10 protein-coding genes and 1 pseudogene are annotated in these 11,721 nt (G+C 66.6%); 8 read left to right on the top strand and 3 right to left on the bottom strand.

The features are described from left to right. The 4 genes and pseudogenes from VLG41_RS01080 to VLG41_RS22820 form a co-directional block, all read left to right on the top strand. Positions 1-790 (top strand): annotated as a pseudogene (locus VLG41_RS01080) (hypothetical protein); the annotation flags it as partial. Positions 791-1,170: 380 nt separating this feature from the next. Beyond that, entirely contained in the window at positions 1,171-2,553 is a 1,383-nt protein-coding gene (locus tag VLG41_RS01075; protein ID WP_325347549.1) for a TNT domain-containing protein, read from the top strand. 39 nt (positions 2,554-2,592) lie between these two features. Further along, a complete protein-coding gene (locus VLG41_RS01070) occupies positions 2,593-2,967 on the top strand; it encodes a hypothetical protein (RefSeq protein ID WP_325347548.1) in 375 nt (124 codons plus the stop codon). After that, positions 2,936-3,163 carry a glycohydrolase toxin TNT-related protein gene (locus VLG41_RS22820; RefSeq protein ID WP_414652408.1) on the top strand — a complete coding sequence of 76 codons (228 nt, stop codon included), beginning with the start codon at positions 2,936-2,938 and terminating at the stop codon, positions 3,161-3,163. The genes VLG41_RS01070 and VLG41_RS22820 overlap by 32 nt, the downstream gene beginning before the upstream one ends. Positions 3,164-4,006: 843 nt before the next feature. Here the strand turns inward: VLG41_RS22820 and VLG41_RS01065 are convergent. Further along, on the bottom strand, positions 4,007-4,918 hold the full coding sequence (locus VLG41_RS01065; protein WP_325347547.1) for a glutaminase: 912 nt from the start codon (positions 4,916-4,918) through the stop codon (positions 4,007-4,009). Between the two features lie 46 nt (positions 4,919-4,964). Between VLG41_RS01065 and VLG41_RS01060 the strand changes: the two genes are divergently transcribed. From VLG41_RS01060 to VLG41_RS01045, 4 genes are all read left to right on the top strand, one after another. Further along, positions 4,965-5,879 carry a class I SAM-dependent methyltransferase gene (locus VLG41_RS01060; RefSeq protein WP_325347546.1) on the top strand — a complete coding sequence of 305 codons (915 nt, stop codon included), beginning with the start codon at positions 4,965-4,967 and terminating at the stop codon, positions 5,877-5,879. Between the two features lie 124 nt (positions 5,880-6,003). Next, positions 6,004-8,469: a TonB-dependent siderophore receptor gene (locus VLG41_RS01055; protein WP_325347545.1), complete on the top strand. Its 2,466-nt coding sequence runs from the start codon at positions 6,004-6,006 to the stop codon at positions 8,467-8,469. Between the two features lie 53 nt (positions 8,470-8,522). Continuing rightward, a complete protein-coding gene (locus tag VLG41_RS01050; RefSeq protein ID WP_325347544.1) occupies positions 8,523-10,253 on the top strand; it encodes a PepSY-associated TM helix domain-containing protein in 1,731 nt (576 codons plus the stop codon). Further along, on the top strand, positions 10,253-10,525 hold the full coding sequence (locus VLG41_RS01045) for a DUF3325 domain-containing protein (protein WP_325347550.1): 273 nt from the start codon (positions 10,253-10,255) through the stop codon (positions 10,523-10,525). Before VLG41_RS01050 ends, VLG41_RS01045 begins: the two co-directional genes overlap by 1 nt. Here the strand turns inward: VLG41_RS01045 and VLG41_RS01040 are convergent. Together VLG41_RS01040 and VLG41_RS01035 are read right to left on the bottom strand one after the other, a co-directional pair. Beyond that, the gene (locus VLG41_RS01040) at positions 10,500-11,291 is read right to left on the bottom strand and encodes a hypothetical protein (RefSeq protein ID WP_325347543.1); all 792 of its coding nucleotides are present in this window, start codon (positions 11,289-11,291) and stop codon (positions 10,500-10,502) included. The genes VLG41_RS01045 and VLG41_RS01040 overlap by 26 nt on opposite strands. A gap of 7 nt (positions 11,292-11,298) precedes the next feature. Continuing rightward, positions 11,299-11,628 (bottom strand): TA system antitoxin ParD family protein, encoded by a 330-nt coding sequence (locus VLG41_RS01035; protein WP_291021727.1) that lies wholly within the window; start codon positions 11,626-11,628, stop codon positions 11,299-11,301. Positions 11,629-11,721: the final 93 nt, after the last annotated feature.

Genomic DNA, 11,721 nt, shown 5'->3' with positions numbered 1-11,721 from the left:
GGTGAACAACTATCTGAGTCACCAGGAACGCGTGACCTACAACAAGGCCGATAAGGCATGCAAAACCTCGGGTCAGCAGTGCGCCACTGCCGCGGCGCTGAAGTACAAGGACGAACTCAGTGACCGGCTGCTGGCCAATGCGGTGATTGCCTGCGAGGGGGCTGCTTGCAACGAAGTCAGCAACTTCATCCAGCAGCAGATGGCAAGTCTCGGCTGCACGGCGCCGAGTGCGTGTCCGGACTACGGCACGCTCAATGATTACTGGACAGCTGCGCAGGCTAAGGCACAAGGCCTCGAGGGTGTGTACCCCGAGACTTGGCTGCTTGATGCCAAGGCGGTGCTCGATCTGGGCAAGCTCGGCATTCGCTTGGTGACGAGCGGCGGCACGGCTGGCTTGGATGCGCTCCAAGCCCTGACCAAAATTGACAGTCAGACTATTGCGAATGGGTTCTATCGCGATGGGCTACCTTACGACATTCGACGCATGGGCTATGAAAGCGCCGCAACGAACCTCAGGGAGAGCGCATTGAAAATGCTGGCGTCTGGCAAATCAGAGGAAGAGGTCGCGCGGTGGGCGCACGCACAGCGCAATCAACTGAAGGTCGATTTCAGGGATATCTCGCCGCAAGACTTTGTAGAGAAGGCGGAGGCTCGAAACATGCTGAACTACGGCAATCCCTTGGGGCCGTCTGTGGAACAGCTCAGGGGGCAGGGGAAGTCTTGGCTTCAGATTATTGAGTCTTCCGCGAGGCCGGGAGGCGCAGATTTTGGATTTGGAGGAATGCGATGAAGTCATTCATTCATCACTACCCCACGGGAGTGGAATATCTCGAGCTTGTGTGTAAAGCAAATTGGCACAGCTTTCCCGACTTGGCGGGAAGGCTCCTACGAGGAGTAGGCGCATACGATGTCGAGTCAATAACGAGGGGCGGGGTGGTCGATGCCCATTGGTACGAATTTTCGTGGCAGGGTGGGCGGTATCGATTGGTATTTGAGGAATGGCCACCTCAATGTTCAATCGAGAAGCTAATGAACGTGGCGTCATTGGAGCCTTTGCGCCTTGCGATCCAAAGCGCTGACGAATGAACCTCTAAGCAGGCGCAAGAACTCAAGGCCCACCAGGCCGAAGCGCGCCAGAACCAGATCGCGGCCAACTACGTCGGTGCGGTAATGACCAACGCCATTGGCGATGTGGCGCAGCAGCAGGGCTGGCCCGACGGCAGTTGGCAGAAGACCGCGCTGCACGGCATGGCCGGGTTGATCCAGGCCGAAGTGGCCGGCACCGACCCGGCCAAGGCGATGACGGCGGCGATGCTCAACGAGCAGTTGACGCCGGTGCTGGCCGAGTACCTGCAGGGCCAGGGCCTCGACCCGAAGAGCGCGGAGTTCAAGGCGCTGATGGCGGCGGGCTCGGTGCTGCTGGGCTCGGCCTTCGATGCGGCCAATGTGACGGTCACGGCGACGGTGAACAACTATCTGAAGCACGCAGACGTCGAAAGGCTTGAAGCCTGGCTCAAGGCCTGTGGTGACAGTCAAGTCTGTCGAGACAAGGCGTTTGACGAGGCCTACCGCACGAGCGTGGCCAATGACATCGAATTGCTCAACTGCAAGACGACTGGCAACTGCGACCACCTGAAGGTGGAGTACCGCGCCGGGTACGCCGCGATCGAAGGTCTGTTGGACAAAGGGATCAAGCCCGACGACGTCAGCTTGATCCTGAACATGGAGACCAATGCGCAGCTCATCATTCGCCGCGGTCTGGACAAGATTCAATGCGCCACGTCGGCGTGCCGGGAGCAGGCCAACTATCTGGTCGGTGTCGGAAAGGGGTTGGCCAAAGCCACCCCTGCGGGATTGGTCACTGGCTCGGGCGTCATGGCCTACGAGCTGACAACTGCACTGTTGAACCTGGGATTGACCGACACGGCCGTGGCGCTGGCGCAAGGGATTGCGGGTCTGCCGACGGAGTTGCAGCAGCGCCTTGCCAGTGAAGACCCCCAAGTTCGGGGCGAAGCGCTGGTGGATGCGCTGGCCATCGGCACGGTCGGCACGGTGGTGACGGCGAAACTCGGGCAGGCGGGCTACACAGCAACCATTCGGCGCATCGAGGCTCAGGTCGCTGTCGCGAAAGAAGCCGAGACCATCGCGGCACGCATGCGCGAAGTCGCCATCCATACTGATGACGCGCGGTTCAGCCAAGTGGCGCAGGAGATCGTCAAGGCTGAGCACGCGGGGTGGAAGACCGCAGATGGCAAGACGTGGTGGCCGCCGGAGAATGGCAAGGTGCCGGGGACTGAGCAGATCGTGGAACTCAAGGTGGGACAGCGGCTGGATCGATATGGGGGAACGAGCGATAAATCGAGTTTCTTGGCTCCGGCAAGTACCCCACTCGACCAGCGAGCGCTTTCGAATACCACCAACACGGCGCTGCATGACATCTACGTTGTCAAGAAGCCATTTGCAGTTGAGGAAAGCCGGGTGATGCCGTGGTTTGGCAAGGAGGGGGATGGGGTTGCAGTACGAAACGACAGCAGGCACACAACTGACAATTGAAAAGTTGGTACTCGAAGGCTATTTGGAGAAAATATCAAAATGACAAAATCAATTGATGTTCCAGACTATTTTGCGGATGAGTTCAACAAAACTTTGACGTACCCCAGCAAAAAGCCAGGAGCTTTAGATGCAAGTCATCGGCGCATTTTCTTGCTGATTGAGAGCGCCCTGAAGGACGTTTCTTGGCCAGATTGGGAGATCAATGGCGGAGAAATTCGATCAACGAATGACGTGGAGCCCTATGGCATCGAACTGCATGAAGGCAAGTTCTACATATACGCCAAGGAACGCGGGACTCGAAGCGCAATAGCCATATTCAAGGATGGGCACATGGCGGCCAAATACTTCGTATGGTTGGCGTCAAAAGGAGAGCGACAAATAGATTGGAATTTACTCTTGGACATGCTCCAGTAGAACTGCATCACAGGTCACAGCCGACGTCGGCGGCGACGAGTACATTGTCGTCAAGCCGTTCAAGGTCGAAGAAAGTCGATCAATGCCTTGGTTTGGTCAATCTGGAATGAGAATTCAATATGAGACATTCAATGGCGCAAAAATGCCAGTTGCGGAGCTTGCTAAGCAAGGTTATCTTGTGACGGTGATGCCATGAGCATGCAGTCGATTAATGTGCCGAAATATGTTGCAGATCGGTTCAATCAACCGTCGCGCCACCCCAGCGATAAGGCAGATGCGGTGCAGCAGCCCAGGCCCGATACCATCAGCAAAGATCTACGCAAGAATTCCCCATGAGCGTCCCAAAGAATTCTGACAACACCCCAGTTGAGGGGTCTTCGAAAATTGATTTGTCGAAGGAGATTGAGGTCACCAAACAGCTATTGCAAATTTGCGAGATCGATGGGCGTGATGACTCATACGTTTCTTCGATTCGCGCATGCCTTGCGAGTTTGCGCGCCGGAAACTCTAGCGAGGCGACTATGCATTTTTGCAGCGTTCCACTGGGTGGCATGGGAAGGTTTGACGATTGGGTTCCTCGGAGCCAGATAAATGCGAACGTGTTTGAGCCTACATTGCATCTTTGGATTGAACTGATGCGTCGCCACCGCCCTCCCGTTCCTCGTTGTCCGTGCTGCGGGCGACCTCGTCACGAACGGCCTTGCTTTGAATATTTGGGTGACGAGGAGTAACGACGTTTATTGATTCCGTGGCCACGCCGTCCCGGCACTGGGCAACCGCAACACCCGAGGTCTGAGCAGAAGCACGCGAGCCGCTTCGCGTCCCGCATTGCCGCCATCTCGCCGCCCTCTTGATCGCAGCCATGAACCGCCCCGGGGCGGTTCATGGCGCAGACGCGCACACCAACCTGAAGGTGATGTGGAGGCTCTTTAAATGTCTGAGCCACTCAGAGCGATGGTTCGGGGCAAATATCCACGATGCCCAGTGTGAAGGGATGTGATCACGGGTATTGGATTTCCAGGGCGCATCACCCGATTCCTCAGAAAACGGACAGCCCCGTCTTCGTCACGAACAGCTCCAGCGCCTGCCGTCCCAGCCAGGAGTTGCCCGTCTCGTCCAGCGCGGGCGACCACACGCACAGCGTGAGCTGGTCCGGCACCACGGCCACGATGCCGCCGCCCACGCCGCTCTTGCAGGGCAGGCCGATGCGAAAGGCGAATTCGCCGGCCGCGTCGTAGGTGCCGCAGGTCAGCATCAGCGCGTTCACGCGGCGCGTCTGCGCCTCGCTGAGCAGCGGCACGCCGGCCAGCGGGTGGCGGCCGTCGCGGCACAGGTAGCCGGCCGCGCAGGCCATCTGCTCGCAGCTCATGGCGATGGCGCACTGGTTGAAGTACACGTCCAGCACGGTGGCCACGTCGTTGTCGAGCGTGCCGAAGCCCTTCATGAAGTTGGCCAGCGCCGCGTTGCGAAAACCCGTCTCGGCCTCGGAGCGCGCGACCTCGTCGTCGATGTGCACCGCTTCGCCGCACAGCCGGGCCAGCAGCGCCAGCAGCTCGGCCTTGCCGTCGCCCAGCGAGACCAGCCGGTCCGCCACGGCGATGGCCCCGGCGTTGATGAAGGGGTTGCGCGGGATGCCGCGCTCGGTCTCCAGTTGCACCAGCGAGTTGAACGGGCTGCCCGAGGGCTCGCGGCCGATGCGGTGCCACAGCGCCTCGCCCTGCGCGCGGATCGCCAGCGTCAGCGAGAACACCTTGGAGATGCTCTGGATGGAGAAGGGCACGGCGCTGTCACCGGCCTGCGCCACCTCGCCCGCGCAGGTGCGCAGGGCAATGCCGAACTGGTGCGGCGACACGCGCGCCAGCGCGGGGATGTAGCGGGCCACCTGGCCGCCCTGGCCCAGGCGCGGGCGCAGCTCGGCGTGGATGTCGTCGAGGATGGTCTGGAAATTCATGGCGGCATTCTGGCCCGAGGGGACCCGACCCGCAGAATGCCGCCCCATGCAAGCCCTGTTCGATGCCATCGCCACGATGGCCCTTTCCTCCAGCCCCAGCGACGCCCGGCGCATCTTTCATGGCCGGGGCGGTCTGCACCCCGGCTGCGAACACCTGGCGCTGGACGCCTTCCCACCCGCGCTGCTGTTGACCTCGTTCCAGCCCCTGGACGAGGCCGCGCTGGCCGCCATCGGCGAGGCGCTGGCCGCGCGCTGGCGCGAGCTCTCGGACGCGCCGCTGTGCTGGGTCTACCAGTGCCGCGGCGAAGGCGCCGGCACGCGGCTGATGGTCGGGCCACTGCCCGAGCCGCACGTCGTCACGGAGGCGGGCGCGCGCTACCTCGTGCACCTGCTGCGCGGCCAGAACCACGGCCTGTTCCTTGACATGGCCGAGGGCCGGCGCTGGGTGCGAGAACACGTGCAGCGCGGCGACACGGTGCTGAACCTGTTCGCCTACAGCTGCGCCTTCTCGGTCGTCGCGCTGCAGGCCGGGGCCCGCGAGGTGGTCAACGTGGACATGGCCTCGGGTGCGCTGGTCACGGGCCGCGCCAACCACGAACTCAATGGCCTGAAAGCCGGCGCGCGCTTCCTGGCGCACGACATCTTCAACTCCTGGGGCAAGCTCACGCGCGGTGGACCGTACGAGCTGGTCATCTGCGACCCGCCCAGTTTCCAGAAGGGCAGCTTCGTGGCCACCAAGGACTGGGCCCGCCTGGCCCGCCGCCTGCCGGCGCTGCTGGCCCCGGGCGGCCACGCGCTGGTGTGCCTGAACGCGCCCGAGCTGGGCGTGGGCTTCCTGCGCGAAGCCATCGAGTCGAACGCGCCCGAGCTGGCGTTCGTGGAGCGCGTGGCCAACCCGGTGACGTTCCCGGACGTGTCGCCGGAGCGGGGCCTCAAGGTGCTGGCCTATCGCCGGGCCTGAGCGTCATCGCTTTTTTTTCGGGTGAGTGGTTCCGCTTTCGCGGCGCCGTTCGTCAATGGGGATGAAGGCGGCGAACGCGCCGACCGCGGCGCCGCCGCTGACCGACCACCCAAGGAACACCCCGATGCAAGACCCCCAAGCCCTGCGCCGCCCGCGCGCCCTCAACGCGCTGAAACCCGCCCGCCCGCTGGCGCTGGCCGTTCACCTGGCCTGTGCCGCCATGCTGGCCACCGGCACCGTGGCGGCACTGGCGCAGACCGCGCCGTCCGCCGCCACCGTGCGGGCCGATGTGCCCGCCGGCCCCCTGGGCGAGGCCCTGAACCGCTTCGCCTTGCAAGCAGGCGCCGCCCTGGTGGTGGACGCGGCCCAGGTGCGCGGCAAGACCAGCCCCGGCCTTCAGGGCACGGTGACGGTGGAGGAGGGCTTCCAGCGCCTGCTGCAGGGCAGTGGCCTGCAACTGGGCCGCACACCGGCGGGCTACGTGCTGGTGGCGCAGGCGCCCGCTGCGCAGGCCCCGGCGCCGCGCCCGGCCACCGGCCAGGCCACGCTGCCCACGGTCACCGTCACGGGTGCTGCCTTCAGCGAGCAGGCCAAGGGCCCGGTGGCGGGTTACGTCGCGCGCCGCTCGGCCACGGCCACCAAGACGGACACGCCGCTGATCGAGACACCGCAGTCGATCTCGGTCATCACCGCTGAGGAGATCGGCGACCGCAAGGCCACCACGCTGGACGAGACCCTGCGCTACACGGCGGGCGTCACGTCCAACTCCAAGCCCTGGGCCTCGGACCAGATGTCGCTGGTGCGCGGATTCGCCCTGGAAAGCGCCAGCGTGTTCCTTGACGGTCTGCAGAACCCCAGCACGGCGGCCATGGGGTCGATCGAGCCCTATGGCATGGAGCGCATCGAGGTGCTGCGCGGCCCGGCCTCGGTCCTGTACGGACAGGTGGCGCCCGGCGGCGTCATCAACGCCGTGAGCAAGCGCCCCACCACCGAGCCGGTGCGCGAAATCGGCGTCGAATACGGCAGCTACGACCGCAAGACCCTCAAGGCCGACGTCGGGGGTGCCATCGGTGAATCGGGCAGCCTGAGCTACCGCCTTGTCGGCCTGGTGCGCCGCGCCGACACGCGCCTGGACCACGACCGCGACGACCGCGTGTACCTGGCGCCATCGCTCACCTGGCAACCCAGCGCGGCCACCACGTTCACGCTGCTCGCCAGCTACCAGGAGGACGACCAGTCCTACGCCTGGGGCAACCAGTTGCGCAATCCCGGCGCGCTGGGCCAACCCGATCCGTCCGTGAACATCGGCGGCCTGGACAACCGCTGGAAGCGCACCAACACCACCGTCGGCTACGAGCTCGAGCACCGATTCAACGACACCTGGCAACTGCGCCAGAACCTGCGCTACGGCGACCTCGACCGTGAGGGCACGGACGTGTTCAACCTCGGCCTGCGCGCCGACGGTCGCCACATCGGGCGCGCCGTCTCGCCGCGCGTGGCCGAGTGGCGCGGCGTCACCGTGGACACGCACGCCCAGGCCAACTTCAGCACCGGCGCCGTGGCCCACACGGCCCTGCTGGGCGTTGACTACTCGCGCTCCAAACTGAGCTTCACGCGCCGCAACGCCAACGCGGTGATGCCCGACCTGGACCTGTTCAACCCGGTGTACGCGCCGCAGCCCCTGGCGCCGCACGCGGCGCCCTTCGAAGACGAGTCGCCCAGCAAGCAGCTCGGCTTCTATCTGCAGGACCAGCTCAAGTGGAACCGCTGGGTGCTCACCGCCGGCCTGCGCCACGACAAGGCCGACCAGTCCAGCCGCCGCATCAACCTGCTCAACGGCGTGGTCACGCCCACCGCCGACCTGTCCACCAGCGACACCACCGGCCGGATCGGCGTGGTGCACCTGTTCGACAACGGCTGGGCGCCGTATGTGAGCTACGCCACCTCCTTCGCGCCGGAGACCGGGCTGGACGTGGCGGGCCGCTCGCTCGAGCCCTCGCGCGGCAAGCAACTGGAGGCCGGCGTGCGCTACCAGCCCGCGGGCGAGGCCTTCAGCTTCATCGCCTCGGTGTTCGACCTGACGCGCGAGAACGTGAAGACCTCGGTGCCCGGCATGGCCGGCGTGTTCCAGCAGACGGGCGAGATCGAGGCCCGGGGCCTGGAACTGGAGCTGCGCGCGCGCGTGGCCAAGGGCCTGAGCGTGATCGGCCAGTACACCCACCTGGACTCGCGCATCACGCGCAGCAACAACGGCGACCAGGGCCTCACGCCCATGGCGGTGCCGCGCCACAACGCCAGCGTGTGGGGCAAGTACGAGTTCACCGCCTTCGGCGAGCAGCCGGCTTTTGCCGCGCTGGGCGTGCGCTACGTGGGCAAGGCCCGCTCGGGGCAGGATTTCGGCAACGCCGACCTGCGCAACCCGAGCCTGACCCTGGTGGACGCCGCCCTCGGGCTGGACGTGGGCGCCTGGCGCTACTCCTTCAACGTCGACAACCTGTTCGACACGCAGAAGCTGATCGACTGCGACACCACGTTCTGCTACCGCAGCCCCGAGCGCACGCTGCGCCTGGGCGCCAGCTACCGCTTCTGAACGTGTGCCCGCGACGACGGCCGTGAAGGTGAGCGCTGAGGTGAGCCCTGAAGGTGCTGCGTAAGGCGCGGCGCGCCTGGGCCGCCCGCGTGGCCATGGCCGCGCTGGGCGGCTATGGCCTGGCCGCGCTGGCCAGCGTGGCGGGCCTGGCGCTGCCTTGGCGCGCCATCGACGGCGTGGTCGCGGGCATGCTGGCCAGCTTCGCCGTCGCCACCGCCGTGGCGGTGGGGGTGTTCGCGGCCAGGGCCGGCGCACGCGGCGGCGTGCGCCCGCGCGTGACCTGGCTGCACACCTGGGCCGGCCTGCTCGCCGCCTGGGTGCTGTACGCCGTGTTCTGGACCGGCAGCCTGGCCTTCTACCGCGAAGAGCTCACGGCCTGGATGCAAGCCGAAGCGCCGCCGCAGGCCCGCGAGGTGGACGTGGCCGCGCTGAGCGATCGCATCGCCGCGCACCTGACCAGCGCCGCCCCCGGCGCCACGCGCTGGAGCATCGAGTTGCCCGACGTGCGCCGCCTCACGCCGGTCGCCTACTGGAGCGGCCCGGCCGGCGCGGGCCAGTTGGCCTTCCACAGCGCCACGGGCGAGCCGCGCGCCGCCCGCGCCACCGCCGGCGGCGAGTTCTTCTACCGCTTCCACTACCAGTTGCACCACATCCCCTACCAGTGGGGCCGCTGGATCGTGGGCATTGCCTCGCTGCTGGCGCTGGTGGCCATGGTCAGCGGCGTGGTGGTGCACAAGAAGCTGTTCGCCGACTTTTTCACCTTCCGCGCCGGCAAGGGGCGGCGCAGTTGGCTGGACGCACACAACGCGCTGTCGGTGCTGCCGCTGCCCTTTCACTTCATGATCGTCTACAGCGGCCTGGTGATCCTGGGCTTTCAGTACATGCCCTGGGGCGCGCTGGCCGCGTTCGACGGCACGGGCGAGCGCCGCGCGGCCATCGCGGCCGAAACGGTGGCCACCTGGCCGGCCGGTGCGCCCAGCGGCCAGGCCGCGCCATTGGCCGCACTGGCGCCGCTGGTGCGGCAGGCGCAGGCGCGCTGGGGCGCGCAGGGCATCGACCGCGTGGTGGTGCACCACCCGTGCGACGCCGCCGCGCACGTGCTGGTGGTGCGCGGGCCTGCCGGGCGGGTCACACACCAGCGCGAATTCCTGGTGTTCGATGGCACCACCGGCGCGCTGCTGCGTGAGAGCGAGCCGGTGGGCGCGCCAGCGGCGGTGCTGGGTGGGCTGTACGCGCTGCACCTCGGGCGTTTCGCCGATCCCGTGCTGCAGGCCATCTGCTTCGTGCTCGGGCTGGCCGGCACGGCCATGGTGGGCACGGGGCTGGTGCTGTGGACGGCGGCGCGCGGGCCGGGCGGCGCGGCGGGCGCGGTGGGGCGCATCAACGTGGCCGTGGTCGCCGGGCTGCCGCTGGCCAGCGCGGCCTACCTGTGGGCCAACCGCCTGCTGCCGCCGCACCTGCCGTTGCGGCCCGAGGCCGAGATCCAGGCCTTCTTCGCCGCCTGGGCGCTGGCCCTGGCCGTGGCGTGCCTGCTGCGGCCCGCGCGCGCCTGGCCGCTGCTGTGGGGGGTGGGCGCGCTGCTGTTGGGCGCGCTGCCGCTGCTCAATGCGCTCACCACGCCGCGGCCCTTGTGGCGCAGCCTGGCCAGTGGCGACGCGGTCTTCGCCGGCATGGACCTGGCGTGCGCGGCGCTGGCGCTGGGCCTGGGCGCGATGGCCTGGCGCGCGCGCCGTCCGCGGGGACAGGTGCGCGAAGGGCCGCATGAACCGGAGCGTGGCGCGTGATGCACCTGCTGCTGTCGGGCCTGTGCGCGATCGGTTTCTCGGCGCTGGCCCTGGGCATGGCACGCCACCAGCACGAACTGCTGGGCCGGCCCCTGCGGCGCACGGCGGGCCTGGCCTGGCGCGCGCTGGGCGCGCTCACGCTGGTGCTGGCTTGGGGTCTGGCATGGGGTGGGTGGGGCGCGGCCCTGGGCGCGGTGATGTTCTGGGCACACGCCATGCTGGCGGCGGGCCTGGTCTACCTGGGCCTCATGGTCCATCGGCGGACGCTTTGATGCGGCGCGCGGCCATGGCCTTCTGGACAGCGTCCAACTGCTGTGCATGGAGGGGCGCGATGGGCCGCAAGGCATCCAGGTCCACGGCATCGAGCAATTCGATGCCATGCTCCGAGAGAAGGCGTCGGCCCACCTGGCTGCGCGCCAATGTGTAGACGCGCTGGATCCGGGTGCCCAGTCGATCCGACGATCCCGGGTGGACCGCCAAACGCAGCAAGGCCGCACGCGCCACGTCGACCGCCCACGCCGCCTGGGTGAGGACATGGGGCCCTTTCTCATCCAGCAGGCCCACGGCGTTCTGTGCCCGGGACTCCAGCACGTCGAACGGATCCATGACCCGGATGAAGCGGCCCGGCCGCCACTCCACCTCGACGCTGTCGTCGATGACCCGCCGGGTGAACGCCGAGGACTTCTTCAAGCCGGCCACGGTGTAGAGCAGGTGCAGCACGTCGAAGTTGCGCACCTGCCCGTCTGGCCCGGGCAAACGCAGTTGCGCGACGATGGCGGTGCGGCTGGTCTTCTCTGGCAGTTCGATGCGCGCCTTCAAGGCCTGGGCCAGTTCGATGGCATGGGCCACTTTGCCAAGCGCATCGCCGTCGTTCGAAATGGCCACGCCATCCGGCTCGATGCCGAAGCGGCTCATCCAGAAACCCAGGGCCTGACCGCCTACCAGCACCATCTCCGTCCCCATGTTGGACAGGAACCGATCGATGGTGGCTCCATCCAGGGGCGCCTCTGGCGAGGGCAGAACAGGCCGGGTGGCCATGGCCGCTTCAGTACGGCGAGTTGATGAGCTTGAGCTTGCGGGCCTTGCCGCCGGAGAACCAGCTCAATTGGTCCTGGGTGATGCGGCCCGAGCGGGCGTGTGCCAGGTCCGCCCGTTGCCGCTCGCGCTTGAACGCCCAGAGCTTCGCATCACCGGCCTCGGCCTGGCTCTTCAGCAGCGAGGCGGCCTGGGCCACCGTCAGACCGCTGGCTTCCAGTGCGGCGCCCATGCGGGCCCAGTGCTCGATCTGCTGGGCCGCGGAACGCGACATCAGTGCGCCTTCTTCGCGGGCGCTGTCGAAGAGCGCCGTGCCGATGCGGATGGAATTCGAGGACATGGTATGCGTGGCAATTTGTGGCAGATTACCACAAGGCATCGGCCAGATCCGACGCGCTTGTGCCACCCAGGGTGGTGTTCATGTCACCCCAGC

The sequence above is a fragment of the Hydrogenophaga sp. genome, from assembly GCF_035481345.1.
Taxonomy (GTDB): domain Bacteria; phylum Pseudomonadota; class Gammaproteobacteria; order Burkholderiales; family Burkholderiaceae_C; genus Hydrogenophaga.
The sequence above is the reverse complement of the archived record's forward strand: the minus strand, read 5'-3'. Positions and strand labels throughout refer to the sequence as shown.

Excerpts from the sequence above, each read along its gene's own strand:
- VLG41_RS01045 (WP_325347550.1), top strand. The coding sequence starts at position 10,253 with ATGCACCTGCTGCTGTCGGGCCTGTGCGCGATCGGTTTCTCGGCGCTG.
- VLG41_RS01035 (WP_291021727.1), bottom strand. The coding sequence starts at position 11,628 with ATGTCCTCGAATTCCATCCGCATCGGCACGGCGCTCTTCGACAGCGCC.
- VLG41_RS01065 (WP_325347547.1), bottom strand. The coding sequence starts at position 4,918 with ATGAATTTCCAGACCATCCTCGACGACATCCACGCCGAGCTGCGCCCG.
- VLG41_RS01040 (WP_325347543.1), bottom strand. The coding sequence starts at position 11,291 with ATGGCCACCCGGCCTGTTCTGCCCTCGCCAGAGGCGCCCCTGGATGGA.
- VLG41_RS01055 (WP_325347545.1), top strand. The coding sequence starts at position 6,004 with ATGCAAGACCCCCAAGCCCTGCGCCGCCCGCGCGCCCTCAACGCGCTG.
- VLG41_RS01060 (WP_325347546.1), top strand. The coding sequence starts at position 4,965 with ATGCAAGCCCTGTTCGATGCCATCGCCACGATGGCCCTTTCCTCCAGC.
- VLG41_RS01070 (WP_325347548.1), top strand. The coding sequence starts at position 2,593 with ATGACAAAATCAATTGATGTTCCAGACTATTTTGCGGATGAGTTCAAC.
- VLG41_RS01075 (WP_325347549.1), top strand. The coding sequence starts at position 1,171 with ATGACCAACGCCATTGGCGATGTGGCGCAGCAGCAGGGCTGGCCCGAC.